We start from the raw sequence: 25,345 nt of genomic DNA on the forward strand, positions 1-25,345 counted from the left end.
CCCTGGGCTCGGTGGGGGCGGTCCTGGTGGCGGGGGGCCGCCGCGCGGGGGCCGGGGGGCGGATCGTCCACCGGGTCGAGCTCGACGGGAAGGAGGTCTCCACGCGGGCCGAGCGGGAGATGGCCGACCGCCCGGTCTGCGATGCCGGCGAGCTCCGCGTGGAGACGACGACCTCGGGGGAGCTCCTCGGGGAGGCGCTCGACGGCGCGATCCACCTGTCCGGGGCGCTCCGCCACGACATCGCGAACGTCCTCGCCTCCCTCCGGGCGAACGACGTCTCCGCTGCGACGTCCCTCTACATCTCGTGCGTCGAGTCGCTCGGGACATTCTTCCAGCTCGCCGGGGCGGTGTTCAACGGCGTGCGGACCGGCGCGTTCCGTCTGCCGGAGACCGGCGGCGCGGCCTCCCTCCCGGAGCCGCCTGCGGAGACGACCGAAATCCTTCAGCGGCTGCTCGCCGCCCACAAGTCGGAGGACTGGCCGCGCATGGGGGAGCTCCTCGAACGGGAGGTCTCGCCCAATCTCGAGAAATGGGCCGCCTTTTTTTCGGCGATGCGGGGAAAGCAAGCCCGGTAGCGCCGAAGCATTCGAGTTGCGGTAGAATCCTTTCATGGGGAAATCCGGGTTCGATCGGGCGCTCCGCCGGGCGTTGGCGGAGCTCCCTCCCGAGTTCCGCGACGCCCTGACGAACGTTGCGGTGGTCGTCGAGGAGTGGCCCCCCGACTGGCTGCTCGACGAACTGGACATTCCGCCGGAGGACACGCTCTACGGCTACTACCACGGCGTGCCGCTTCCGGAGCGGTCGATCCAGGATTCCGGCAGCCTTCCGGACAGGATATCGATCTACCGGGGCCCTCTCGAGGAGGATTTCCCGGATCCCGCGGAGCTCTCGCGGGAGATCCGGGTCACGCTGCTCCACGAGATCGGCCACTACTTCGGAATGGATGAAGAGGAGCTGACCCGACTGGGATACAGGTAGACAACCCGCCGACGAAGGAGGTCCGGAATGTTCCTCTTGAGACGGGAATACCGCGATGGCGCCGACCGTCCGGAGATCGTGTTCCTCCATGCCGAGGTGGTTCCGGAATGGGCCGGGGCCGGGGCGCCCGAAAGGATGATCCGGGTGGCGGCCGAGACGGCGGAACCCGGCCGGCGCGCGGCCCATGTGCGGATTCCCGAGCCTCCCGGCGGCGGATCCGTTTCCGTCCGCTACCGGTTCTCCGCGGTGCGCGACGGCGCGGAATGGTATTCCCCCTCCTACGCCGTTTCGGTCCCTTCCGACGAACTGATCGCCGACCTGTTCCGCATCCCCGAGGAGGGGGGCGGGAACCTCGTCCCCGCGGAGGGGCGCGGCTACTTCCGCCTGGTCCTCCCGGTCGCCGGCGGGGAGCGGCCGGGGAGGATCCCGTACGGGTACGGCGCGATGCGGAAGAAGCCGGCCCCCTCGCTGTGCCGCGCCGCGGTCGAAGCGGGGAACGGCCCCCCGCCGGTCGTCGAGATCCCCGAGGCGCTCTCCGTCCTGAAGGAGCGCCCGATGCCGTATTTCCTCTACCATGTGTCGGAGGACGGCTCCCTGCGCAGCGACAAGATCGCGTGCGCCCGCATCACGCTCGCGGACGCGGAGGGCGACATCGTGTCCGCGCGGCTGCTCTGGGGCGATCCCGCGTGGCGGGCGATGAACGTGTCACCGATGGAGGCCAAGGGATTCCCGGCCGGGCCGCTTTCGGCGGGCCGGGAGAGCTTCGAGGAGGACATCGACGCGTGGCGGTCGGAGCGGCTCGAAGCCCTTTCCCGGCTCCGCGCGCCGCGGGTGTTCGAGGCGTACGTGTTCGGGCCGTCGGGAAGCCGGGTGGAGCACTGCTTCCAGGCGGTCGTCCGCCTTCCGTCCGGCGGGTACGCGGTCCGCTGGAGGAACCGGGAAGGCGGGAGGAACTGGGAGGTGACCCTGTAGGGGATTTACCGCAGCCGCTTCATCGCTTCGAGGAGCGCCGAGATCTCTTCATCGGTCCCGACGGTGATGCGGAGGCAGTCCGCCAGGCGCGGGGTGTCGAAATACCGCACGAGGATCTTCCGCTTCTTCAACGCCTCGTAGGCTGGCCGGGCCGGGCCGCCGCGGATCCTCCGCGCGAGGACGAAGTTGCTCCGGGACGGGTACGGCTCGTATCCCACCGACGGCAGGGCCCGGAGAAGGGATTCGCGGGTCGCGCGGATCTTCGCCGCGTTTCGCTCCATCCACCCGATGTCCGCGAGCGCCGCCGCCCCCGCCGCGATCGCGACCCGGCTCAGGTTGTACGAGTCCTTGACCTTGTTCAGCCCCTCGACGATCCGCGGGTGGGCGAATCCCAGGCCGATCCGCATCCCCGCCAGGGAGAACGACTTCGAGAATGTCCGCAGAACGATCACGTTGTCGCGCTCCCGCGCGAGCGGCAGGGCGGTCTCGTCGGCGAAGTCGGCGTACGCCTCGTCGATGACGAGGACGCCGGGGACGGCGCCGGCCAGCGAGGCCAGGACGTCGCGGGGGACGGAGGTCCCGGAAGGGGAGTTCGGGCTGGCCACCACGGTCACGCGCGCCTTCTTCGCGGCCAGCGTCCGCGGCAGGGAGTAGTCGGCCGGATACGGCACGCGGAGGACCTTCCCGCCCTGGATCCGCACCAGGGTGTCGTAGAGCGTGTAGGTGGGCGACGGGCAGGCGAGGGCGTCCTTCTCGCCGATGAACGCCTTCGCGATCATCGCCAGCAGGTCGTCCGATCCGTTTCCGGCGATGATCTGCCGCATGTCGAACCCGTACGTCAGGGAGGCCTGCCTCCGCAGCAGCGTCGCGTCGGGATCGGGATAGAGCCGCAGGCGGGCGTCCGCCTCGGCGAGGATCGCCTCCCGGACCTTCGGCGAGGGCGGATACGGGTTCTCGTTCGTGTTCAGCTTGATGAACCCCGGCTCCTGCGGCTGCTCTCCGGGGGCGTATCCCTCCATGCGCGCGATGTTCCGGCGGAACGGGACGGTCACGGCCTGCCTCCCTTTCCGCGGAACCACGCTCCCAGCCGGTCCCAAGCGGGGAGCGACCGCCGCACCGTGTCGGTGGAGACGCAGATGGCGACCCGGACATGCCCTTCCCGCCCGAACCCGCTTCCGGGGACGATGAGGATCCCTTCCTCCTTCGCGCCGTGCACGAATTCCATCTCGGCCCCTGCCGGGGTCTTCGGGAAGAGATAGAAGGCTCCGCCGGGCGGGACGCATTCGATCCCGTTCCGGGCGAACGCCTCGAGCAGGATGTCCCGGTTCTCCTGGTACACCGAGACGTCGGCGGGCTGCTCCTGGAACCTCTCCACGAGAAGCTGGAAGAGGGCCGGCGCGTTCACGAAGCCGAGGATGCGGTTGCAGAAGACGCACGCTTCGGCGACCTCCGCGGCGTCCGCCGCGCGGGGCGAAACGGCGAGGTAGCCGATCCGCTCGCCCGGCAGGTTCAGATCCTTGGAGTACGAATAGCAGATCAGGGCGTTCCGCAGGTGGACGGCCGGCGGCGCGAACGCCGCGTCCCGGAAGACGATCTTCCGGTACGGCTCGTCCGAGATCGCGTAGATCGTCGTCCCGAACCGGCGTCCCGCGGCCTCCAGGATCCCGTCGAGCGCCGCGAGATCCTTTCCCGGATAGACCGCGCCGGTCGGGTTGTTGGGCGTATTGACGATGATCGCCCGGGTCCTGGGGGTCAGCGCCGCTTCGATCGCGCGGAGGTCGAGCTGGAACCGCGCGTCGGTCTCCACCTCGACGGGGACGCCGCCCGCGTTGCGCACGTAGAAGAGGTACTCCACGAAATAGGGGCGGAGGATCGCCACCTCGTCGCCGGGGGAGAGCAGCGCGCGGAGCGCCGCGGCCATCGCACCGGCGGCGCCCACGGTCATCGCCACCGTCTCCCCGGCGAACGGGAGCCCCGTTTGCCGCGACAGGTCGCGGGCCACGGCCTCGCGGACTTGCGGGAAGCCGGCGTTCGGCATGTACATGTGAAGGCCGGGAGGCGGGGAAGCGGCCAGGCGCGCCAGCTCCTCCGCCACGGCGGGGGGCGGCCCCCCGTACGGGTTGCCGAGAGTGAAATCGAAGATGTTGTCGGCGCCGCGGGCCGCTTTCAGCGCGGCCCCCTCCTCGAACATCCTACGGATCCACGACCCCCGAAGGATCGCCTCCCGGATCTCCTGCGCAGCGGGCATTCCCGTCCTCCAGTCGCGTCTTGGCGCCGCGAACGACAAATTGTAACGATACGCCACTTCCCCGCGGCGCGGCAAGGGGGCTGGCGGAAAATGCGGGCCGGGTTGAATCCTCCCGCGGCTTGTCTTAAAGTGGATCGGCGGCCGCGTCCCGTCCCACATCCCTGCGGCTCGTCCTGGAGGAATAGAGGTGAGGCGCGATTTCCGGCTGCTTTCGTCGCTCTTCTGCCTGTTGCTGTTGCCGGCCTGCGGCCCCGCGAACCAGCTCCGCATCTTGGGCGATATCGGGCGGCCTCCGTTCTCCGGCCCGCTCCCGCAGGGGCCGCCCCGCATGGCCGTCCTGGACTTCTCATACGCGGCGCCGGCCGAGGGACCCGGCGTGATCGGGCGCGATTTCGACCGCGTGCGCCAGGTCGTCTGGGACGGCGATCCCGGCAGGACGATGGCGGACCTGCTGGCGGGGGCTCTGGCCGAGCAGGGCGTCCCGACGGTCCGCTTGAAGGCGGGCGCCCCTCCTCCAGACAACGTCCAGTATTTGATCTCGGGGACCATCCGCCGGTTCGAGGTGAACGTCCGCCGCGGGGACATAATGAAGGTGTCCGACGAGGCGAACGTTTCCGTTACGGTCAACGTCTCCGGGACCGGCATGCCCGCGTCGTACGAGACCACGGTGTCGAGCGCGGCCACGGTGCAGGAGCTGTTCGCGCTGCCGTCGCAGCTCCAGCACGCGCTCCTGACGGCGGCCAATTCCGCGGCGGAGGAAGCCGTCCGGGGGATCCGGCAGAGCGCCGCGTCCGGGGCGTTCCCGAAAGGCGGCGCGGGGGGCGACGGGAACCGGAAATGACCGGCCTCCTTCGCCTCGCGGAGGTCCCGCGGGAGGCGTGGGACGACCTTCACTCGCGGCTCGCGCCTCCGTCCCCGTTCCTGTCCCCGAGATTCCTGCTCCCCTGGCACCGCGCCTTCGGAAAGGATTGCGACGCCCGCGCGTTCGCCTGGCCGCATCCGGGCGCCCCGATCGAGGGGTTGCTCTTCCTTTGCCGCCTGCGCGGCGGAGGGTGGTCCTTCCTCGGCGGCGAGCAGGTGGCGGACTACCTCGACGCGCTGGTCGCTCCCGGGAGGGAGGAGGCGTTCTGGCGCGATTTCCTGGCGAAGGGGCTTCCGGGGCTGGGAGGCGGCCCGCTGCTCTTTCCCGGCCTGATCGAGGGGAGCCCGACCCTTTCGCACCTCCCGCGGTTGTGCGGGGAGGCGGGACTGTCCTGCCGGGTGGAGGAGATGGACCGCGCGCCGTACGTCCCGCTTTCCGGCACATTCGATGAATATCTTTCCCGGCTCGGTTCGAAGGAGCGGCACGAGCTCCGGAGGAAGATGCGTCGAGCCGGGGAGATCCTCCCGGGGATCTCCTTCCGCGTGACCCGCGACCCCGCGGAGCTGGAGCGCGATATCGCCTCCTTCGTCGCCCTCCACCGGAAAAGCCAGCCCGACAAGGAGAAGTTCATGGACGAGCGGATGGCGGCTTTCTTCCGGGAGATCGCGGAGGGGTTCCTTTCCGCCGGCGCGCTGCGGCTGGCCTTCCTCTCGAGCGGGGAGGAGGACATCGCCTCCGTGTTCCAGTTCCGGACCGACGGCGCGGTGCTGCTCTACAATTCCGGATACGACCCGGCCCGGCGGGAGGCCCACCCGGGGCTGGTGCTCCTCGCCCGGTGCATCGAGCACGCGACGTCGGAAGGGGCCCGGGAATACGATTTCCTGCGCGGCACGGAGCGCTACAAATACGACCTTGGAGGGATCGACCGGATCGTGTACCGCGTCACGGTGTCCGCTTGACGACGCACCTGCTCGTCTCCTACCACACCTGCCCCCTCGAGGAGCCGGGCGAGGGGCTCGCCGGCGGGATGAACATCTTCCTGCGGGGGCTGCTCCGCGGGCTGGGAGCGGCGGGGTGGCCGACCGACGTCGTCACGCGCGCCACCGGGCCGACCGTCGAGATCACGACGCCGTTCCCCGGAGTGCGGATCTTCCACGTCCCCTGCCGCTGGGCCGCTTCCCCGACGCGGGAAAGCGCCTACGCCTCGCTCGAGCGCTTCACCCGGAACTGCCGCCTGCTGCTGCTCGGGGAGGGGATCCTCCCGGGCATCGTGTCGGCCCATTACTGGATGTCGGGCGTGGCGGCCCGCAGACTCTCCGACGCCCCGATCGTCCTCTCCTACCACACGGTGGAAGCGAGAAAGCCCCGGGCCGGAGGGGACGCGGAGCCGCCGCTCGCCGCCGTGCGCCGGGAGGCGGAGTCGGCGCTGGCTTCCGACGTTTCCCGCGTGGTGTTCTTCACCGGGCACGACATGGATCGGAACGTAGGGATCTACCCGTGCCTGGCCGGGAAGTCGGTCGTCATCCCTCCGGGAGTCGACACGCGGTTCCGGGTCCCGGTTCCCCGGGAGGTCGCCCGGTCGTTTCTCGGGCTCCCGCCCGACGGAGAGATTTTCCTGTTCGCGGCGCGCGGCGATCCCGGGAAGAACCTGGACACGGCTCTGGAGGCATTCCGCGCCGTCCGGTCGCGGCGGGAAGGGCGGCAGACCCTGGTGGTCGCGGGCATGGAGGCGGGGGCGGGGCCGCCGGAGGAGCGGGTCGTCCGGTTCGGCCCGGTGCCGCACGACAGCATGGCGATGCTGTACTCGGCCGCGGACGCGGTGATCTGCCCGTCGCTGTACGAGTCGTTCGGGCTGGTCCCGCTCGAGGCGCTGTCCGCCGCCGTCCCGGTGATCGTGCCGGAAGGGACGTACTGGGGGGACAAGGTCCGGGCGGAGGGAGGCGGGCTGGCCTACCCGCCGGGCGATCCGGAGGGACTCGCCGGGGCGATGCTCTCCCTCCTTGCCGATCCGTCGCTCCGGGCCCGGCTGTCCGTCGGCGGGCCGAGGATCGCGGACCCGTTCACGTGGGCGAGGTGCACGGGGGCGTGGGCGGAGCTTCTCGCGTCCGTTTCCACGTCCGGTAATCGGCGATGATCTCCTCGAGCTCCCGGCGCGCGTCGTCTTCGGAGTGCTGCGCCGGCGGGTGCTTCATGAAATAGGCGGACGGGGCGGGCATGGGCCCCGAGAGCCCCATGTCGCGCCCCAGGCGGCAGTAGCGGATCGCGTCGATCCCCACGCCCGCGCTGTTCGGCGAATCGGTCACCGAGAGGCGCAGCTCCACCTCGATCGGCAGCCCCCCGAAACCCTCCCCCTCGATCCTCAGGAAACAGAGCTTGTTGTCCTTCTGCCAGGGGACGTAGTCGGAAGGACCGATGTGCACGTCGTCCGGCTCGATCCCGTGGGAAAGGGCGCTGGTCACCGCCTCGGTCTTGGAGATCTTCTTCGATTCGAGGCGGCTGCGGCTCAGCATGTTCAGGAAGTCGGTGTTCCCCCCCGTGTTGAGCTGGTACGTCCTCCGGATGCGGACGCCGCGTTCCGAGAACAGGCGCGACAGCTCCCGGTGGACGATCGTCGCCCCGAGTTGAGACTTCACGTCGTCGCCGATGATCGGGATGCGGGCCCGGCGGAACCGCTCGGCCCATTCCGGATCGGACGCGATGAAGACGGGGATGCAGTTGACGAGGCTGACGCCCGCGCGCAGGCACGCCTCCGCGTAGTGGCGGGTCGCCGCCCCGGACCCCACCGGAAGGTAGTTCACGAGGATCTCGGCGCCCGAGTCGCGCAGAACGCGCTCCACGTCGCAGGGGCTTTCGGAGGAGGGCAGGAACGTCTTGTCGTCGGGGTAGTCGGCCATGTGGCGGGCGACGCCGTCGAGGACGGGACCCATCCGGACGACCGGCCCGCCTTCGGGCATCTTTTCCACGAACCGCTTCGTGCAGTTCGGAGGCGAGAAGATCGCTTTGTATACCGGACTCCCGACCTTCCGGCGGTCGATGTCGAACGCCGCCGCGACTTCGACGTCGCCCGGCAGGTACCCGCCGACGTCCGGGCTCATCAGCCCCGCGACGAACGCATCGGGCGGCCGCGGGCCGCCGTTCCGATAGTATTCGATCCCCTGCAGCAGCGCGCTGCAGCAGTTTCCCACCCCGGCGATCGCGATACGGATCTTTCCCATGGTTCCATCATCTCCGCGGATATCAGATGCGTGATTGACACTAATGATTCAGAAATATTATCATTTTTCAATGCAGATCGAGAAGGGCATCGACAAGGTCGTCATGACTCTCCGGGTCATGATCCTCGATAAGCCCGGGTATTTCGGCAAGTTCGCCTCCGCGATCGGCAACGTGGGGGCCTCCCTCGCGGACATCAAGCTCGTCCAGTTCGGCAACGAATACAACACCCGCGACGTCACGATCTTCGCCGACAACGAGGCGCAGTTCCGAAAGGTTCAGGAGGAGCTGGGGAAGGTCGAAGGCGTCATCGTCTCGGAAGTCATCGACCCCGTGCTCGAGCTGCACCGCGGCGGCAAGATCGGCGTCCGCTCGCGGGTGAAGCTCGACAGCATCTCCACCGTCCGCAAGATCTACACGCCGGGGGTGGCCAAGGTCTGCAAGCTCATCGAGGCCGACCCCGCCCTGGCGCACAGGTACACCTCCATCTACAACACCGTGGCGATCGTCACGAACGGCACGGCGATCTTAGGCCTGGGGGACATCGGCCCCGTCGCGGGCATGCCGGTGATGGAAGGGAAGGCGGCGCTCTTCGAGTCGCTGGTGGGGGTCAACGGCGTCCCGATCCTCCTCCGCTCGAAGGACCCCGAGGAGATCGTCCGCACCGTCGCGGCGATCGCGCCCACCTTCGGGGCGGTCCAGATCGAGGACATCAAGGCGCCCGAATGCTTCCTGGTGGAAGACCGCCTCTCCTCGATGCTCGAGATCCCCGTCCTCCACGACGACCAGCACGGCACCTCCGTCGTCGTCCTCGCGGTGCTGTTCAACATCGCGGACCAGGTCGGGGTGAAGGTGAAGGACGACGCGATCGGCCTCATCGGCCTGGGCGCCGCCGGCATCGGGATCGCCAAGCTGCTGAAGGCCTACGGCGTGCGGAAGCTGCTGGGGAACGACATCAATCCCGGAGCGCTGGAGATCTTCGCGAAACAGGGCGGCAAGGGCGGCTCGCTCGAGGAGGTCATGTCCGGCTCCGACATCGTCATCGCCACGACGGGCAAGGCCGGGCTCATCAGGAAGGAAATGGTCCGCAAGGGGCAGGTGATCCTCGCCCTGTCCAATCCCAATCCCGAGATCACGGTCGACGACGCGCGCGGCGCGGGGGCTTCCTTCGCCATGGACGGCCGCAGCGTCAACAACGCGCTGGCGTTCCCCGGCGTGTTCCGCGGCGCGCTCGATGCGAGGGCCACCCGGATCAACAACCGGATGCTGTACGCGGCCGCGAAGGCCATCAAGTCATGCACCCCCAAGGGGGAGCTGCTCCCCTCCATCCTCGACCGCGACATGCACGCCGCCGTGGCGGACGCGGTCCGGCGCGTCGCCTTCGAGACCGGAGTCGCCGCGCCCCGCACGGAAGAGACCGAAGAGCCGTAAGTCCCCATGGACCCGTCGGTGATCCGCGGAATCCTCCTGGCGATCGTCGCGTACCTCCTCGGGTCCGTCCCGTTCGGCCTGGTCGTGGCCCGGTTCTTCGACCGGGGGGTCGACATCCGGAAGACCGGCTCGGGCAACATCGGGGCGACGAACGTGGCGCGCGCCGTCGGCAAGGGCGCGGGCGCCCTGACGCTTTTGCTCGACGCGGGCAAGGCCGTGCTCGCCCTCGCGCTGGTGCAGTTCGCGATGGGGGAATCCGCCCATGGCTGGCTCGCCCTCGCGGGGGGGGCCGTCTTCCTCGGGCACATCTTCCCGGTCTGGCTGCGCTTCAAGGGAGGGAAAGGGGTGGCGACCGCGCTGGGGGTCGTGGCGTTCCTCTCCCCCGTGACGGTGTTCGTGCTGCTGGTCCTTTTCGGAGCGGTGGTCTACTTCACGCGGTACGTGTCGCTCGGCTCGCTCTGCGCCGCCGTCGGGCTCCCGGTCACGATGGCGGTCCTCGAAGGGCCGCGTTCCTACCTGAACCTGTCGCTGCTGATCGCGTTCCTGGTGTTCTACACCCACCGGCAGAACATCCACCGCCTCCTCGCAGGAGAGGAGCCGAAGTTCGGAGTGCCTAAGAAATAGGCACGCGCTGATCGTGAATCGGGCATTCTCCCCCGGCGGTCGGGGAACGCGCTCCGTCGGCCGAAGCCCTTTCTTCCGCATATCCTGGCGTCGTTCCAACGGATTCCGTTACGCGCTCCGCGCCTTCCGCCCCATGCCCGGCATTGGCACGCCCGTTGCTCCATGGGTAACGGGAGGGAGGTGAATCCATGAAAAAGATCGAGGCCATCATCAAGCCGTTCAAGCTCGACGAGGTGAAGGAATCCCTCAACGACATCGGCATCCAGGGGATGACGGTGACGGAGGTCAAGGGGTTCGGCCGCCAGAAGGGGCACACCGAGCTGTACCGCGGCGCCGAGTACGTCGTGGATTTTCTTCCGAAGATCAAGATCGAGATCATCGTCCCCGACGACCTCGTCGCGCAGGTGGTTGAGGTCGTGGAGAAGACGGCCCGCACCGGGCGCATCGGGGACGGGAAGATCTTCGTCATGAACGTCGAGGAGGTCGTCCGGATCCGCACGGGGGAGCGCGGCCACGACGCCTTCTGACCGTTCCGGAATCATCGGGGTTCCACAAAATATCCAGGAGGAAGCGCAATGAATGCGAAGGAAGCCTTGGCGTTCGCCAAGAGCAACAACGTCGAGATGGTGGACCTGAAGTTCATGGACTTCATCGGGACCTGGCAGCACTTCGCCGTGCCCGTGTACGAGCTCAGCGAGGACAGTTTCGAGGAAGGGTTCGGCTTCGACGGCTCGTCGATCCGCGGCTGGCAGCCGATCCACGCCTCCGACATGCTGGTCATCCCCGAGGCGGACACGGCGGTCATGGACCCGTTCATCAAGCGGCCGACCCTTTCCCTGATCTGCAACATCGTCGATCCGATCACCAAGGAGAACTACACCCGCGACCCGCGCAACATCGCGCGGAAGGCGGAGGCGTACCTCAAGTCCACCGGGATCGCCGACACGGCGTTCTTCGGCCCCGAGGCGGAGTTCTTCATCTTCGACGACATCCGCTACGCCACCGGTTCCAACTACGGCTACTACTACATCGACTCCGATGAAGGGACCTGGAACAGCGGCCGGGACGAGAAGCCGAACCTGGGTTACAAGCCGCGCCACAAGGAAGGGTACTTCCCCGTGCCGCCCACCGACTCCCAGCATGACCTTCGCGACGAGATGGTCCGCGTGATGTCGCAGGTGGGGCTGAAGATCGAGGCGCAGCACCACGAGGTGGCCACCGCCGGCCAGGCCGAGATCGACCTGCGGTTCGACACGCTGGTGAAGGTCGCCGACGCCCTGCAGTGGTACAAGTACATCGTGAAGAACGTCGCCCGCCGTGCCGGCAAGACCGCCACCTTCATGCCGAAGCCGCTCTTCGCCGACAACGGTTCCGGGATGCACACGCACCAGTCGCTCTGGAAGGGCGGCAAGCCGCTCTTCGCCGGCGAGGAGTACGGCGGCCTCTCCAAGATGGCGCTGTGGTACATCGGCGGCATCCTGAAGCACGCGAAGACGCTGTGCGCCTTCAGCAACCCGACGATGAACTCCTACAAGCGGCTCGTCCCCGGCTTCGAGGCGCCGGTCAACCTGGCGTACTCCAGCCGGAACCGCTCCGCTTCGGTCCGGATCCCGATGTACTCCGCCTCCCCGAAGGCGAAGCGGCTCGAGTTCCGCACCCCCGACCCGTCCTGCAACGGCTACCTCTCCTTCGCCGCGCAGCTCATGGCGGGGCTGGACGGCGTCCAGAACAAGATCGACCCGGGGCAGCCGCTCGACAAGGACATCTACGCGCTGTCTCCGGAGGAGCTGTCCAAGGTCCCGACGACGCCGGGATCGCTCGAGGAGGCGCTCAAGGAGCTGGAGGCGGACCACGACTTCCTGCTCAAGGGCGACGTCTTCACCATCGACGTCATCGAGAAGTGGATCGAGTACAAGATGGAGGCCGAAGTCAATCCGGTGAAGCTGCGGCCGCATCCGCACGAGTTCTTCCTCTACTTCGACTGCTGATCGGAAACGCCTTCGCGCCGCTGTGCGGAAAGGGGCTCCGGGATCCCGGGGCCCCTTTCCCTTGTGCGCGCCCCCGATCCGGGTATCATAGGGAAGATTCCGCCCCGGGGGATGCCGAGATCCGTTCTTATCCGCGAATAACCTTCCCGCCGCTCTTGGCGCCGCTCCTTGCGCTGCTCCTCGCGGCGACCGTCTGCGGCTGCTCCGCAATGTGGTCCGACGGCACGGTCTCCGTGTCGCTGTCGTACCCTTCCGACAACGCGGCGGCCTCCGGCAACGCGGCGGCTTCGGGGATCACCCCCGCCGCGGCCGGCCTACCGTCTTCCCCGTCACCGGCATACACCCTCGATCCCTCGAACCGGATCCTGATCCGCGTGCTCGGCCCGCATTTCGCTCCGATCGAGGCGTGGTTCTACCGCTCCGAGGGTCGCGGCGTGATCCCCAACGTCCCCCCGGGCGAGCGGATCTCCGTCGAGGTGGACGAGTACGACAACACCGCGTCCACTCTCGGCACGAACGCCCCGCTGCTCGGCAGGGGATGGGCCCGCGGCATCGTCCTCGCCCCGGGCGAGGCGAAGACGGTGCCGGTCGCGATGCACGCCAGGGGGACGATCGTGACCGTCTGCGGCGCGCCTCCCTCGGGCGGCGCGGGCACCATGGGCGATACCGGCGACGGCGGCCTCGACAACGAGGCGCTCCTCGGCAACCCGTGCTCCGTGAAGACGGGCCCCGACGGCGCGCTCTACGTTTCCTCTTCCACGTACGGAAAGGTGAAGCGGATCGACCGGTACGGCTACGTCTCGAACTTCGCGGGCGACGGCACCCACGGCACGATCGCCCTTGGCGCCCCCGCCTCCTCCTCCCCGATCGGCTCCGTCGCGGACATCGATATCGATCCCTCCGGCAACATCTATCTGTTCAATTACTGGAACCAGGTCGTCAAGGTCTCCGCCGGTGTCGTTTTCGCGATCCCCTACGACAACGGGATATACAATCCCTCTGCCCGCCCGAATCTGGCCGTGGCGAACGACGACCTCCTCTATTTCGTGAATTACATCGACAGGCGGGTCTACCATCTGTTCCAAACAGCGAAATCCGACTTCGTGGCGGACGGCACCCCGCTCGGGACGGCCTCCCCGTACGACCGGCTCCACTACCCGATCAACGGCCCGTCCGGCGTCGTATACGACCCGCAATCATTCTCCGTGCTGTTCGCGGACACCGAGAACAACCGGATCATGCGCGTCTCCCTTGCGGACGGGATGGTCTACGACCTGGTCGCCGACCCCGGCGGCGCCCCCTTCTCGGAAGGGATCGCCCCCCTCGCAATGGCACCTGTGCGACCGCGCATCGTCGATTATAATCCGATTACCGGCAAGATCTTTTTCGTCGAAACGGCATCCAACCGGATACTCCACATCGATGCGCAGAATAGTGTTCGGGTCTTCGCGGGGACGGGAAACCCTGGTTTCTCCGGCGACGGCGGTCCCGCGACGGCCGCGCAGCTCTACGATCCGCGCGCGGTCGCGGTCGATTCCCGCGGAAACGCCTACATCGCCGATTACGGCAACCACGCCGTCCGGATGGTCGTGGGCGGCGCGCTCCCTTGAGCAGGGGGCTGTATGTGGAGGGTGTACCTTCTGAAATCCGGGGCCTTTGAGACTACAATCGCTCCGGGATCCCAAAAAATATTCGATCGTCGTTCCTTCCAGTCGCCGCGCAGCAGGAAGATCGCCCTCCCCATGCATCCATTCTGTAGGCCTCAAGTGAGGTTCCGCCTGCTTGTAGCCTTTGAGGCTACAGATTCCAGGGGGTATAGGGGTGACCCTGCAAACCGCCATCAATTCCTGAAAATTGCCGTTCGCCCCTCGGCCCACGGATTGCATCCGTCCGGTGCATGCCCGCGCGCCTGTTCGCATCCTCCACGCTCTACTCGACGCTGGCGATGTTCTTCGATTTTCCCTCTCAGGAACTGCACGGGCGGATGATCGCCCGAACGATCGAACGGGACCCGAACTGCGTGCAGCGCCAGCTCAAAGTCTTGAAGGAGTGCGGAATCCTCTCCCGCAGGAAGGCGGGAATCTGGACCATGTACCGGATCTCGTACTCTTGTCCGCTGAGGGGCGAGCTCAAGGCGATGTTTCGCAAGACGCGGCACTTGCGCTATTACCCGCAGCAGGACGGGCATGAAAGGTACGTGGAGGGATTGAAGAAGGGAGTGATTGCCGAGCGGCTCGACCGGTACGAAGCGTTACCCTTCCCTCCCGCCGGGGAGTGGGAGATCTTTGACGAAGACCATGTCCGCGATGAGGAGGGCGACGCCGACGGAGATACCGATGTCGGCGACGTTGAACGTCGGCCAGTGGAACCCGCGCAGATGGAGGTCGATGAAATCGATCACGTACCCCAGCCGCGCCCGGTCGACCAGGTTGCCGGCGGCCCCTCCGAGGACCAGGCCGACGGCGTACGGGGCGGCGCCTTTCCGGGGTAGCCGCCACAGGTAGAAGAGCAGCGCGGCCATCGCGGCCAGCGTCGCGGCGATCAAAAGCGGCTTCACCCACCCGCCGCCGAGCCCCGCCAGCAGGCTGAAGGCCACTCCCGTGTTGCGGACGTAAACCAGGTCGAGCAGTCCGGGCACGACCTCGCGCGGAAGGTACGGCGGGAGGGCGATGACGACCCACGCCTTCGTCGCCTGGTCGGCGGCCGCCAGCAGGGCGGCCGTCAGCAGCGGCCCCTTCATTTTTCCACGGCCGCCGCGCAGCGCCCGCACAGGTCGGGGGTCGCGGGAAGGGTCCCCACTTCCGGGGCGTGGTTCCAGCACCGTTCGCACTTGGCCCACGGCGCCTTCTCCACCTTGATCCGGAGTCCCGGGTACGCGGTGCTTTCGTAGACTCCCGGCCCGGACGGGTCGCCGGTCTCGATGCCGGACACGGTGAGGACCTCGCGGACGGAGCGCAGGTGGTCCCTTAGCAGCTCCGCGAAGGGGCCCGGCGCGATCGTGACAAGCGCGTCCTGGTCGCTGCCGATGACCTTCTCCTTGCGGGCGGCCTCCAGCGGCTGGGCGGCCTCGGCGCGCAGCGCGAGGATCCGCTCCCACCGCGCGGCGATCGCGTCGGCGTCCGGGATCTCGCGCGGCTCCGGCAGGTCGGCCAGGAACACGCTTTCCGTCTGCCCCAGGTGCTTGGGCAGGTATCCCCACGCCTCGTCGGCCGTGAACGACAGGACGGGCGCGACCAGCGTCAGCAGCCCCCGGGCGATCTCGAACACCGCCGTCTGCGCGGACCGGCGGGCGGGGGAGTCCGGCGGAGAGCAGTACATCCGGTCCTTCAGGACGTTCAGGTAGAAGGCGGACAGGTCTACGGAGCAGAAGTCGTTCACCGCGTGGAAGACGATGTGGAACTCGTAGTCTTCATACGCCTTGCGAACCTTCGCCGCCAGCCGTTCGAACAGCACGAGGGCGTACCGGTCCATCTCCTCCATCCGCTCCACGGGGACCGACTGCCAGCCGGGCGTGAAGTCGCTCAGGTTGGAGAGCAGGTAGCGGACCGTGTTGCGGATCTTCCGGTACGCCTCCGTCAGCCGGTCGAGGATGTCCTTCGACAGGCGGATGTCGTCCCGGTAGTCCGCCGCGGCGACCCAGAGGCGCAGAAGCTCGGCGCCGTGCTTCTTGATGATCTCCTCGGGGGGGATCACGTTCCCCCTGGACTTGTGCATCGCCTCGCCCTTGCCGTCGACCACGAACCCGTGCGTGAGCACCTCGCGGTACGGCGCGAAGCCGCGCGTCCCCACGGCGGCCAGGATGGAGGAGTGGAACCAGCCGCGGTGCTGGTCGGACCCCTCGAGGTAGAGGTCCACCGGGATGCCGAGGCCGCGGTCCTCCTTCCCCTCGCACACGGCGGCGTAGGAGACGCCCGAGTCGAACCACACGTCGAGGATGTCGGTCTCCTTGCGGAACTTCCCTTCCCCGCAGGAGGGGCACTTCGCGCCGGGGGGAAGCAGCTCGGCCGCGTCCCGCTCGAACCACGCGTCCGCCCCCTCCTTCTCGAAGAAGTCCGCCACGCGGTCGATGAGCGCGCGGTCCAGGAGCTGGCGCCCGCACCCCTCGCACTGGAAGGAGGCGATCGGAACGCCCCAGGCGCGCTGGCGCGAGATGCACCAGTCGGGGCGGTTGGCGATCATCCCCTCGATCCGCTCCTGCCCCCACGACGGGATCCACCGCACCTTCCGGATCTCCGCGAGCGTCTTCTCCCGCAGCTTCGTGTTGTCCATCGAGATGAACCACTGCTTCGTGGCCCGGAAGATGACGGGCTGCTTGCAGCGCCAGCAGTGGGGATAGGAGTGGGTGACCTTCCCCAGATGCATCAGCGCGCCGGCCTCGGCGAGCTTCTCGTTCACCAGCGGGTTCGCCTCGAACACCTGCTTCCCGGCGAAGAACGGTACGTCCTTCGTGAAGCGGCCGTCGTCGTCGAGCGGCGCGTAGGCGGGCAGGCCGTACTTCAGCCCTGTTTCGTAGTCCTCCCGCCCGTGCCCCGGGGCGGTGTGGACGCAGCCGGTCCCCGCGTCGAGCGTCACGTAGTCGGCCAGGACGAGGATCGAGTCGCGGCCGGCGAAGGGGTGGCGGCAGCGCAGCCGCTGCAGATGCTCCGCGCGGAACACTGCGATCTTTTCGGGCGCTGTAAGCCCCGTCTCCGCGGCGAACCGCTCCGCCAGTCCGTCGGCCACCACGTAGACCTCATCTCCGGATGCCAGCGCCGCGTAGTCGTAATCGGGATGGAGGGCGACGGCCAGGTTGGACGGGATGGTCCACGGCGTGGTCGTCCAGATGACGAAGAAGACTTTCTTCCCCGCCAGCGACGGGTGGATCTTCTCCGGCGGGTCGACGAAGGGGAACTTCACGTGGATGGAGTGGGAGGTGTGGTCCGCGTACTCGACCTCCGCCTCGGCCAGCGCGGTCCTGCAGGTCATGCACCAGTAGACCGGCTTCGTCCCCTGGTACACGGCCCCGGTCTCGACGAACCGGCCCAGCTCGCGCAGGATCCGCGCCTCGTAGTCGAAGGTCATCGTCCGGTACGGGTTCTCCCAGTCCCCGAGGACGCCGAGCCGCTTGAACTCGGCGCGCTGGATGTCGATGAACTTCGCGGCGTACTCGCGGCAGAGCCGCCGCTTCACGGCCGTCGGGAGCGTTTCCTTCTTCGCCCCGAGCGTCTTGTCCACCTGGTGCTCGATCGGCAGCCCGTGGCAGTCCCACCCCGGGATGTACACGCAGAGATGCCCCGTCATCGACCGGTGCTTGACGATGATGTCCTTGAGGATCTTGTTCAGCGCGTGGCCGATGTGCGTGTGCCCGTTGGCGTAGGGGGGGCCGTCGTGCAGTACGAAGGTGGGGCGCCCCTTCCGGCGCTCCAGCATCAACCGGTAGAGGTCCGGGGACTCCCACCGGGCAAGCATCTCGGGCTCCCGCTGGGCGAGGTTCGCGCGCATCGGGAAATCGGTCTGGGGCAGGTTCAGAGTGTTTTTGTAGTCCATCGGGGTTTTATATCATGCCTTCCGATTACTTGAACAGGTTCCGGATGTAATCCCCGAAGCCGCGGATCCCCTTGCGGAGGGTGTCCACGACGGCGTTGGCGGGATGGAGAGGGCACGGTTCCGTCGGCGCCGTCCCGGCGAGGAACGCTTCCCGGAGGATCTGGGGGCAGTTGCCCGTGGCGAGGCGTCCCGACGCGGGGTCGATCTCCGCGAACTCCACTCCCTCCGGCGGGACGAAGGCGGGCGGCCCGGCGTGGGAGTAGGCGGCCTGGAGGAAGCGGGCCCAGATGCGGAGCGCCCCGCGGGCGCCGGTCAGCCCGGTGTCGGCGCCGGAGTCGTATCCCACCCACACGACGCAGACCAGGCCGGGGGTGAAGCCCGCGAACCAGGAGTCCCGGTTCCCGTCCGTGGTCCCGGTCTTCCCCGACGCCGGGAAGCGGACCCCCATCTCCGCGGCCGCCCGGGCGGTGCCGCGCTCCAGCGTCCCCTCCAGCGCGTACGCGGTCAGAAACGCCGCGCGCGGGTCGACCGCCCGCTCCGCCCGCGCCTTCCTCTCCGCGAGGAACTCCCCGTCGGCGGCGACGACGGAGTACAGCGGGAACGGGTCGTGGCGCGTCCCGAGGGAGGCGATGGTCGCGTACGCGTAGGCGAGCTCCACCGGGGTGACCTCGAAGCTGCCCAGCGCCATCGAGGGGACGGGGGAGAGGCGGCTCGCGATGCCGGCGGCCCTCGCGGTCTCCTCTACCGCGTTCAGCCCGACGTCCCTCGCCAGCCGCACGGTGGCGGTGTTCACCGAGTTCTCGATGGCGGTCCGCACGGTGAGGTCGCCGTACGCTTTCCCGTCGAAGTTCGCGGGGGTCCACAGCCCCTGCGGGGTGTCGAACGAGATCGGCGCGCCGGAGACGGTCGTCGCCAGCGTCGTGTCCCCCCGCCCGCGGGCAGCTTCCGACAGCGCCGCCAGGAGGACGAACGGCTTGAACGCGCTCCCGGGCTGGCGCATCGCCTGCGCGGCGCGGTTGAACTGCGTCTCGCCGTAAGCCCGCCCGCCGACCATCGCGGTCATCTCCCCGGTCGCGGGGTCCACCGCAACCAGCGCCGCCTGCAGCGGCTCCCCCGAAGGCCCTTCCTGCCGCCCGATCTCGGCCAGCCCCCGCGCGACGGCGTCCTCCGCGGCGGCCTGGAGGACCGTGTCGAGCGTCGTGTAGAAGCGGTACCCCGCGCGGTACAGCTTCTCGTCCCCCAACTCGTCCTCGGTGACCCGCTGGATGTGGTCCGTGAAGTACGACGCCAGGCGGCCGTTGATGCGCCGCGGCCGGGTCCCCAGCGGGGCGGCGGACGCCCTGCGGCGCTCGGCCTCGCCGATCGTCCCGAGCTGCGCCATCCGGGAGAGCACCGCGTTGCGCCGCTCCTTCGCCGCGCGGGGGTCCCGCAGGGGGGAGTACCGGTTCGGGGAGCGGATGAGCCCGGCCAGCAGCGCCGATTCCGCGAGGGTGAGCTCCTCCGCGCGCTTCGAGAAGTAGAAGCCGGCCGCCTCCTCGATGCCGAAGATGCCGAGCGGCCCGTCCTGCCCGAAGTAGATCTTGTTCAGGTACAGCTCCAGGATCTGCGGCTTCGTGAACCGCAGCTCGAGGACGATGGCGAGCTCCGCCTCGCGCAGCTTCCGCCCGATGGTCTTCTTCGGGGAGAGGAAGAAGTTCTTCGCGACCTGCTGGGTGATCGTCGATCCGCCCTGCGCGAACCGGCGCTCCCGGAGGTTGGCGACCGCCGCCCGCCCGATGCCGAAGAAGTCGATGCCTTTGTGGGAGTGGAAGCGCGCGTCCTCGGCGGCGATCACGGCGTTTTGCAGATTGCGGGGGATGGCGTCGAGGGGGATCGGCCGCCGCGACTCCATCCGGGGGCCGAAGATCCGGGAGACCTCCTCCGGCTCGAGGCGCGCGGAAGGGAGCGGGTTCCCCACCCGCGAGGCGATCGACATCACCCTGCCGTCGCGGACTTCCAGCTCCGCGTACCCGTCGCCGACGGGGACCTCCCCGATCCGGTAGCCGCGGGTGACGATCCGGATCTTCCCCGCCTCCTCGGACCAGGTCCCGGGGCGGGACGGCTTCCCGGATACCTTCCGGTAGGAGAGCCGCCGCAGCCGCTCCTCGAACCGGAGATTCCCGAGGTGGTCCCCCGGGCGGATCTCCGTGGGGCGGCCGTAAACGATCGAGGGGACGTCGCCGGCCTCCACCGTGACTCCCCGGCCGACCTTGTAGTAGAGCCAGCCGCCGTGGATGAGCAGCGCCGCGGCGAAAAGCGGGAGGATGAGCTTCCGGATCAGAGCGCCCTGCCCGCCGCCCGGACGAACGGCCGGATCGCCGTCATCATCTCCGCGAACTTCTCGAAGGTTAGCGACTGCGGCCCGTCGGAGAGCGCCTTCTCCGGAGTGGGGTGCACCTCGATCATCAGGCCGTCGGCGCCCGCGGCGACCGCGGCGCACGCCATCGACGGGACGTAGGCCGCGACGCCAGTGGCGTGCGAGGGGTCGACGACGACCGGGAGGTGCGTGCGCTCCCGCAGCACGGGGATCGCGGAGAGGTCGAGCGTGTTCCGGGTGGAGTCCTCGAAGGTCCGGATCCCGCGCTCGCAGAGGATGACCTGGCGGCTCCCCTCGGAGAGGCAGTACTCCGCGCTCATCAGGAACTCGGTGATCGTGGTCATCATCCCCCGCTTCAGCAGGATCGGCCGCTTCGACTTCCCGACCCGCTTGAGGAGGGTGAAGTTCTGGACGTTGCGCGCGCCCACCTGGACCACGTCGGAGTATTCGGCGATCGTCTCCGCGTCCTCGGGGTTCATCACCTCGGTGACCACCGGCATCCCCGCGCGGTCGCCGGCCTTCCGGAGCATCTTGAGCCCCTTTAGCTCCAGCCCCTGGAAGGCGTACGGGGAGGTGCGCGGCTTCCACGCGCCGCCGCGCAACGCGTGGGCGCCCGCCTCCTTCACCGCCATGGCCGTGGCGATCATCTGCTGCTCGCTCTCCACGGAGCAGGGGCCCGCGATGACCAGGACGCGCTCCCCGCCGACGGTGACGCCCGGCGCGATCTTGACGACCGTCCGCTCCGGCTTGACTTCCCGGCTGGCGAGCTTGTACGGCTTCAGGATCGGGACGACACGCTCCACTCCGGGAAGGGACTCGAGCGACTGGAGCACGAACTTGCCGCGTTCGTCGCCGATGGCGCCGATGACGGTGCGTTCCTTCCCGTAGATCGGGTGCGGCGTGTAGCCCAGCTCCCGTATCCGCGCGATGACGGCGCGGCCGTCCTTCTTCGCCGCGCCCTGCTTCATGACGATGATCATGAATATCTCCCCCGGAGGATTCGTATAGTTGTCTGAAGAGATTTCCCATTATATCCTCGTTCGTGAGCCCCGGCGCGCCGGGGGAAGGAGGTCTACATGAGGAAGCGGTTGGCGGTCGTCATGGCGGTGATCGCGGTCGCAGGTCTTTCGGCATCGGCGTTCGCGGCGGAATACGACCGGTACGAGCGGGACTACCGGCCCCCTGCCCAGTATCGGCAGGAGCCGCCCCCGCCGGCGTACCGGGCGGAAGCGCCTCGCCCCCCGCGCCACGCGCAGCATGGTGAACCGTATTTCTTCGCGCATTTCGGCATTTTCGATCCCAACAACGACTTCAACGGGTTGAGGGGATACGACACGGGCGGCGCCTTCGACATCGGGATCGGCTCCCGGGTGTCTCCGGTGTTCGCCGTAGAGGGGACGTTCGGCGGATTCGGCGCGGAACTGGGAGCGAGCGAGGTCACCGTGGTCCCGATCACGATCGGCGGGCGTCTCATCGTCCCGAATCCCTTCGTGGAGCCGTACTTCGGGGCGGGCGTCGGGCTGTACATGGTGAGCCTCCAGGACGCGTTTTTCGGCATCGACGACGACAGCGCCGAATTCGGGGGATACGTCTCCATCGGCGCGGATTTCTGGCTCAACCCGCGGATCGCGCTGAACTTCGAGGGGAAGTACCATTGGGTCGACGCGACGTTCGATTCGTTCAACACCGCGACCGGCGTCTTTTCCGAAAGAAACATCGAGGTGGGCGGCTGGACGGCCAACTTCGGCGTCCGGGTCTCCTTCTGAAGCGATCCGGCGCGCATGAGGACGCGCCCCGGATCCTCCTCCTCGGAGGATCCGGGGCCTACGCCCTCCCGCCGGGGGCGCTTGGCGAGCGCATCTCCTCCCGGCGCGTCCGGACGCCGTTCGGCGTTTCCGCCCCGATCCACCACCATCGCAAGGACGGCTTCCGGTTCCTGTTCCTCTCGCGCCACGGGGAGCGCGGCTACGAGACCGCCGCCCCCTGGGTGAACTACCGGGCGAACATCTATGCGGCGAAGCTGCTGGGGGTGGAGCGGATCGTCGCCTGGACGGGGCCGGGAGCGATATCCCGGAAGTATCGCCCGGGAGACCTGGTCCTTCCCGACGGCCTCCTCGATTTCACGCGATGCCGGCCCTCGACATTCTACGAGGGGAAGGGGATCGGCTTCGTCCGGCAGCATCCCGTGTTCTGCGAGACGCTGCGCGGCGCCCTGCGCGACGCCGCCGGCCCCCGCGGGACGCGGGGCGGGGCGGGCCGCCTGCGCTTCGGCGGGACGTACGCGTGCACCGAGGGGCCGCGGCTCGAGACCGCCGCCGAGATCCGCTTCCTTGCATCGGCGGGCGCGGAGCTGGTCGGGATGACCCTTTGCCCCGAGGCGTTCCTTGCGCGGGAGCTGGAGATCTGCTACGCGCCGGTGGCATATGTCACGAACTACGCGGAGGGGGTCCGGAGACTGCCGTACCGCCGGGGCGCCCTGTTCGAGGGGATGCTCCCGCCCGCGGAGGCGGGGGCCGTGGAGGCCGCAAAGAACGCGATCCCGTCGATCGCGGTCGCCGCCGCGGCCGCCCTCGAGGGAGCGGAAAGGGATTGCCCCTGCGCGGTATCGATGGAAAGATACCGCCGGAAGGGCGTCATCGGCCCCGATTTCCGCGAGTGGGTCGGCGGCGCCGGCAGGAAGGGGAGGAACGGGTGAAGCTGACGGAGGAACAGGTCCGCCGCATCTGCGCGGCGATCCTTGCGCGCTGGAAGGCGAAGGGGCTGGTCCGCGCGAAGGAGCCCGACGACGCTCTCGTGGCCCGGATGGCCGCGGAGTTCCGAAGGGACCTCCAGCGGGAGGAAGAGCTCGACCGCGAGGCGGGGGAGCTGCTCGACCGGCACCTCGGCGCTGCGGGCGCGGGGGAGGCCAACACCCGGATCCTGTTCCAGAAGATCAAGGAGCGCCTCGCCCGCGAGCGGGGCATCGTCCTGTAGCCTCCCAAGGAGCGGAACATGCGCCTGACCGAAGCCCGGATCTCCCACCTGTCCCACCTCGTGCGCAATGTCCTCGTCAGGGAAAAGGCGGCGGAATTCCCGGACGACGCGGCGGCGCACCGCGAGGCGAAAGCGCTCCTGGCGGCGTACGCCCGGGCCGAGGAGGAGGCGGACGCCGTCGCGCGGGAGAAGATCTCCCGCCTTTCCCGGCGAGTCCCCGAGGGCGGGCGGGAGTGGGACATCCTGTACCGGAAGTACCTCGAAGAGGAAATGTCGCGCCGCAAGCTCTGACATCCCCATAAGATCCGCACCCCCTCTTGACATCGGTTCCGGACCTTCGTATATTCGCTGTTAGCACTCTTCGTTTGCGAGTGCTAACAGCCGACGCCGTAGAAGCCGCAGACATATTCCAGATCGGGAGGAGGAGGCAGCATGAAAGTGAAGCCGTTGCAGGACAGGATTCTGATCAAGCGGGTCGAGGAGGAGAACAAGACCCGGGGCGGGATCATCATCCCCGACAGCGCCAAGGAGAAGCCGCAGGAGGGGCTGGTGGTCGCGGTGGGCCCCGGCAAAGTGACGGATAACGGCACCCGGGTGGAGTGCGAGGTGAAGGTGGGCGACCGGATCCTGTTCGGGAAATATTCCGGCACGGAGATCAAGGTCGAGGGCGTGGAGCACCTGATCATGCGCGAGGACGATATCCTCGCCGTCATTACGAAGTAAGGGAGGAAGGCAGAGATGGCGAAAGTTCTCAAGTTCAGCGAGGAAGCCCGCGCCAAGATCAAGGTGGGCGTCGACATACTGGCCGACGCGGTCAAGGTGACCCTCGGCCCCCGGGGCCGCAACGTGATCCTCGACAAGTCCTTCGGCTCCCCGCTGGTCACCAAGGACGGCGTCACGGTCGCCAAGGAAGTCGAGGTGGCCGACAAGTTCGAGAACATGGGCGCGCAGATGGTGAAGGAGGTCGCCTCGAAGACGAGCGACGTCGCCGGCGACGGGACCACCACCGCCACCGTCCTGGCCCAGAAGATCTACGCGGAAGGGGCGAAGCTGGTCGCCGCCGGCTACAACCCGATGGACCTCAAGCGCGGGATCGACAAGGCGGTCGAGACGGTCGCCGCCGAGCTCAAGAAGATGTCCAAGCAGACCAAGGACCCCAAGGAGATCGCCCAGGTCGGCACCATCTCCGCCAACAACGACGAGACGATCGGCAACATCATCTCCGAGGCGATGGCCAAGGTCGGCAAGGAAGGCGTCATCACCGTCGAGGAAGCCAAGGGGATGGAGACCACCCTGGAGATCGTCGAGGGGATGCAGTTCGACCGCGGATATCTCTCCCCCTACTTCGTCACGGACCCCGAGCGGATGGAAGTCGTTCTCGAAGAGCCCTACATCCTGGTCCATGAGAAGAAGATCGGAAACATGAAGGACCTGCTCCCGCTGCTCGAGCAGATCGCCCGCAGCGGCAAGCCGCTGCTGATCGTGGCGGAAGACGTCGAGGGCGAGGCGCTGGCCACTCTCGTCGTGAACAAGCTCCGCGGGACGCTGAACGCGGCCGCCGTGAAGGCCCCCGGCTTCGGGGACCGGCGGAAGGCGATGCTCGAGGACATCGCGACCCTCACCGGCGGGAAGTCGATCGCCGAGGAGATGGGGATCAAGCTCGAGGCGGTCACCCTGGCCGACCTGGGCCGCGCCAAGCGGGTGGTCATCGACAAGGAGAACTCCACGGTCATCGACGGGGCCGGCAAGAAGGCCGACATCGAGGCCCGCGTGAAGCAGATCCGGGCGCAGATCGAGGAGAGCACCTCCGAGTACGACAAGGAAAAGCTCCAGGAGCGGCTGGCGAAGCTCGTCGGCGGCGTGGCGGTGATCAACGTCGGCGCGGCCACCGAGAGCGAGATGAAGGAGAAGAAGGCCCGGGTCGAGGACGCGCTGCATGCTACCCGCGCGGCGGTCGAGGAAGGGATCGTTCCCGGCGGCGGCGTCGCCTATATCCGGGCGGCGGGCGCCCTGGACGGCCTGAAGATGGAGCACGACCAGCAGGCGGGCGTGGATATCGTGAAGAAGTCGCTGTACGAGCCGGCCAAGCAGATCGCGATCAACGCCGGCCAGGACGGCGGCGTCATCGTCGACAAGATCAAGAGCGGCAAGGGGAACTTCGGCTACAACGCGGG

General features: G+C 68.2%; 23 protein-coding genes and 1 pseudogene. 16 read left to right on the forward strand and 8 right to left on the reverse strand.

The window, feature by feature from the left end; translation table 11 throughout:
* The 3 genes from AB1346_06800 to AB1346_06810 form a co-directional block, all read left to right on the forward strand.
* Positions 1 to 575 (forward strand): hypothetical protein (locus AB1346_06800; protein MEW6720139.1); only part of this gene is annotated, 575 nt, incomplete at its 5' end.
* A 34-nt stretch (positions 576 to 609) separates the two neighbouring features.
* Positions 610 to 978, forward strand: coding sequence for a metallopeptidase family protein (locus tag AB1346_06805; GenBank protein MEW6720140.1), 369 nt, complete (start codon positions 610 to 612; stop codon positions 976 to 978).
* A 27-nt stretch (positions 979 to 1,005) separates the two neighbouring features.
* Positions 1,006 to 1,950: a hypothetical protein gene (locus AB1346_06810; GenBank protein MEW6720141.1), complete on the forward strand. Its 945-nt coding sequence runs from the start codon at positions 1,006 to 1,008 to the stop codon at positions 1,948 to 1,950.
* Between the two features lie 5 nt (positions 1,951 to 1,955).
* Here AB1346_06810 and hisC read toward each other — a convergent pair whose 3' ends face one another.
* Together hisC and AB1346_06820 are read right to left on the reverse strand one after the other, a co-directional pair.
* The gene (gene hisC / locus AB1346_06815; GenBank protein ID MEW6720142.1) at positions 1,956 to 3,002 is read right to left on the reverse strand and encodes a histidinol-phosphate transaminase; all 1,047 of its coding nucleotides are present in this window, start codon (positions 3,000 to 3,002) and stop codon (positions 1,956 to 1,958) included.
* Positions 2,999 to 4,198 (reverse strand): pyridoxal phosphate-dependent aminotransferase, encoded by a 1,200-nt coding sequence (locus AB1346_06820; GenBank protein ID MEW6720143.1) that lies wholly within the window; start codon positions 4,196 to 4,198, stop codon positions 2,999 to 3,001. Before AB1346_06820 ends, hisC begins: the two co-directional genes overlap by 4 nt.
* Positions 4,199 to 4,385: 187 nt before the next feature.
* On the opposite strand from AB1346_06820, the gene AB1346_06825 reads away from it, so the two are divergent.
* Genes AB1346_06825 through AB1346_06835 form a run of 3 tightly spaced genes read left to right on the forward strand, consistent with a single transcriptional unit; the run spans position 4,386 to position 7,194 of the window.
* A complete protein-coding gene (locus AB1346_06825) occupies positions 4,386 to 5,039 on the forward strand; it encodes a hypothetical protein (protein ID MEW6720144.1) in 654 nt (217 codons plus the stop codon).
* Positions 5,036 to 6,019 (forward strand): GNAT family N-acetyltransferase, encoded by a 984-nt coding sequence (locus tag AB1346_06830; GenBank protein MEW6720145.1) that lies wholly within the window; start codon positions 5,036 to 5,038, stop codon positions 6,017 to 6,019. Before AB1346_06825 ends, AB1346_06830 begins: the two co-directional genes overlap by 4 nt.
* Positions 6,016 to 7,194, forward strand: a complete 1,179-nt coding sequence (locus AB1346_06835) for a glycosyltransferase (GenBank protein MEW6720146.1) — start codon at positions 6,016 to 6,018, stop codon at positions 7,192 to 7,194. Before AB1346_06830 ends, AB1346_06835 begins: the two co-directional genes overlap by 4 nt.
* Here AB1346_06835 and AB1346_06840 read toward each other — a convergent pair.
* Positions 7,121 to 8,275, reverse strand: a complete 1,155-nt coding sequence (locus AB1346_06840; GenBank protein MEW6720147.1) for an inositol-3-phosphate synthase — start codon at positions 8,273 to 8,275, stop codon at positions 7,121 to 7,123. The genes AB1346_06835 and AB1346_06840 overlap by 74 nt on opposite strands.
* A 103-nt stretch (positions 8,276 to 8,378) precedes the next feature.
* Here AB1346_06840 and AB1346_06845 point away from each other — a divergent pair, with 103 nt between their 5' ends.
* From AB1346_06845 to AB1346_06865, 5 genes are all read left to right on the forward strand, one after another.
* Positions 8,379 to 9,704: a malic enzyme-like NAD(P)-binding protein gene (locus AB1346_06845; protein MEW6720148.1), complete on the forward strand. Its 1,326-nt coding sequence runs from the start codon at positions 8,379 to 8,381 to the stop codon at positions 9,702 to 9,704.
* A 6-nt stretch (positions 9,705 to 9,710) separates the two neighbouring features.
* Positions 9,711 to 10,328 carry a glycerol-3-phosphate 1-O-acyltransferase PlsY gene (gene plsY, locus AB1346_06850; GenBank protein MEW6720149.1) on the forward strand — a complete coding sequence of 206 codons (618 nt, stop codon included), beginning with the start codon at positions 9,711 to 9,713 and terminating at the stop codon, positions 10,326 to 10,328.
* A 188-nt stretch (positions 10,329 to 10,516) separates the two neighbouring features.
* A complete protein-coding gene (locus tag AB1346_06855) occupies positions 10,517 to 10,855 on the forward strand; it encodes a P-II family nitrogen regulator (protein ID MEW6720150.1) in 339 nt (112 codons plus the stop codon).
* 48 nt (positions 10,856 to 10,903) lie between these two features.
* Entirely contained in the window at positions 10,904 to 12,316 is a 1,413-nt protein-coding gene (glnA, locus tag AB1346_06860; GenBank protein MEW6720151.1) for a type I glutamate--ammonia ligase, read from the forward strand.
* Positions 12,317 to 12,471: 155 nt separating this feature from the next.
* Positions 12,472 to 13,926, forward strand: a complete 1,455-nt coding sequence (locus AB1346_06865; protein ID MEW6720152.1) for a hypothetical protein — start codon at positions 12,472 to 12,474, stop codon at positions 13,924 to 13,926.
* 355 nt (positions 13,927 to 14,281) lie between these two features.
* Here the strand turns inward: AB1346_06865 and AB1346_06870 are convergent, their stop codons facing one another.
* From AB1346_06870 to aroF, 5 genes are all read right to left on the reverse strand, one after another.
* Entirely contained in the window at positions 14,282 to 14,449 is a 168-nt protein-coding gene (locus AB1346_06870; protein MEW6720153.1) for a hypothetical protein, read from the reverse strand.
* Between the two features lie 118 nt (positions 14,450 to 14,567).
* Positions 14,568 to 15,056, reverse strand: a complete 489-nt coding sequence (gene lspA, locus AB1346_06875; protein MEW6720154.1) for a signal peptidase II — start codon at positions 15,054 to 15,056, stop codon at positions 14,568 to 14,570.
* Positions 15,053 to 17,842, reverse strand: coding sequence for an isoleucine--tRNA ligase (gene ileS / locus AB1346_06880; GenBank protein ID MEW6720155.1), 2,790 nt, complete (start codon positions 17,840 to 17,842; stop codon positions 15,053 to 15,055). Before ileS ends, lspA begins: the two co-directional genes overlap by 4 nt.
* A 25-nt stretch (positions 17,843 to 17,867) precedes the next feature.
* Complete coding sequence (locus AB1346_06885; protein MEW6720156.1) at positions 17,868 to 20,072, reverse strand: PBP1A family penicillin-binding protein; 2,205 nt, start codon at positions 20,070 to 20,072, stop codon at positions 17,868 to 17,870.
* 86 nt (positions 20,073 to 20,158) lie between these two features.
* Positions 20,159 to 21,178 carry a 3-deoxy-7-phosphoheptulonate synthase gene (gene aroF, locus AB1346_06890; GenBank protein MEW6720157.1) on the reverse strand — a complete coding sequence of 340 codons (1,020 nt, stop codon included), beginning with the start codon at positions 21,176 to 21,178 and terminating at the stop codon, positions 20,159 to 20,161.
* A gap of 96 nt (positions 21,179 to 21,274) precedes the next feature.
* Between aroF and AB1346_06895 the strand changes: the two genes are divergently transcribed.
* The 5 genes and pseudogenes from AB1346_06895 to groL form a co-directional block, all read left to right on the forward strand.
* Entirely contained in the window at positions 21,275 to 21,964 is a 690-nt protein-coding gene (locus AB1346_06895; GenBank protein MEW6720158.1) for an outer membrane beta-barrel protein, read from the forward strand.
* Positions 21,853 to 22,893, forward strand: coding sequence for an MTAP family purine nucleoside phosphorylase (locus AB1346_06900; GenBank protein MEW6720159.1), 1,041 nt, complete (start codon positions 21,853 to 21,855; stop codon positions 22,891 to 22,893). The genes AB1346_06895 and AB1346_06900 overlap by 112 nt, the downstream gene beginning before the upstream one ends.
* Positions 22,890 to 23,462 (forward strand): annotated as a pseudogene (locus AB1346_06905) (DUF507 family protein). Before AB1346_06900 ends, AB1346_06905 begins: the two are co-directional and overlap by 4 nt.
* A gap of 141 nt (positions 23,463 to 23,603) precedes the next feature.
* A complete protein-coding gene (gene groES / locus AB1346_06910; protein ID MEW6720160.1) occupies positions 23,604 to 23,894 on the forward strand; it encodes a co-chaperone GroES in 291 nt (96 codons plus the stop codon).
* Positions 23,895 to 23,909: 15 nt separating this feature from the next.
* The coding region (gene groL, locus AB1346_06915) for a chaperonin GroEL (GenBank protein MEW6720161.1) at positions 23,910 to 25,345 on the forward strand (1,436 nt) is incomplete at its 3' end.

Source organism: Thermodesulfobacteriota bacterium (genome assembly GCA_040758155.1).
GTDB lineage: Bacteria > Desulfobacterota > Deferrimicrobia > Deferrimicrobiales > Deferrimicrobiaceae > UBA2219.

What these genes read in the sequence shown, in the direction of transcription:
- AB1346_06805 (MEW6720140.1), top strand. Translation starts at nt 610, where the DNA reads ATGGGGAAATCCGGGTTCGATCGGGCGCTCCGCCGGGCGTTGGCGGAG.
- AB1346_06810 (MEW6720141.1), top strand. Translation starts at nt 1,006, where the DNA reads ATGTTCCTCTTGAGACGGGAATACCGCGATGGCGCCGACCGTCCGGAG.
- AB1346_06820 (MEW6720143.1), bottom strand. Translation starts at nt 4,198, where the DNA reads ATGCCCGCTGCGCAGGAGATCCGGGAGGCGATCCTTCGGGGGTCGTGG.
- AB1346_06830 (MEW6720145.1), top strand. Translation starts at nt 5,036, where the DNA reads ATGACCGGCCTCCTTCGCCTCGCGGAGGTCCCGCGGGAGGCGTGGGAC.
- AB1346_06840 (MEW6720147.1), bottom strand. Translation starts at nt 8,275, where the DNA reads ATGGGAAAGATCCGTATCGCGATCGCCGGGGTGGGAAACTGCTGCAGC.
- AB1346_06845 (MEW6720148.1), top strand. Translation starts at nt 8,379, where the DNA reads ATGACTCTCCGGGTCATGATCCTCGATAAGCCCGGGTATTTCGGCAAG.
- plsY (MEW6720149.1), top strand. Translation starts at nt 9,711, where the DNA reads ATGGACCCGTCGGTGATCCGCGGAATCCTCCTGGCGATCGTCGCGTAC.
- AB1346_06855 (MEW6720150.1), top strand. Translation starts at nt 10,517, where the DNA reads ATGAAAAAGATCGAGGCCATCATCAAGCCGTTCAAGCTCGACGAGGTG.
- glnA (MEW6720151.1), top strand. Translation starts at nt 10,904, where the DNA reads ATGAATGCGAAGGAAGCCTTGGCGTTCGCCAAGAGCAACAACGTCGAG.
- lspA (MEW6720154.1), bottom strand. Translation starts at nt 15,056, where the DNA reads ATGAAGGGGCCGCTGCTGACGGCCGCCCTGCTGGCGGCCGCCGACCAG.
- ileS (MEW6720155.1), bottom strand. Translation starts at nt 17,842, where the DNA reads ATGGACTACAAAAACACTCTGAACCTGCCCCAGACCGATTTCCCGATG.
- aroF (MEW6720157.1), bottom strand. Translation starts at nt 21,178, where the DNA reads ATGATCATCGTCATGAAGCAGGGCGCGGCGAAGAAGGACGGCCGCGCC.
- AB1346_06895 (MEW6720158.1), top strand. Translation starts at nt 21,275, where the DNA reads ATGAGGAAGCGGTTGGCGGTCGTCATGGCGGTGATCGCGGTCGCAGGT.
- groES (MEW6720160.1), top strand. Translation starts at nt 23,604, where the DNA reads ATGAAAGTGAAGCCGTTGCAGGACAGGATTCTGATCAAGCGGGTCGAG.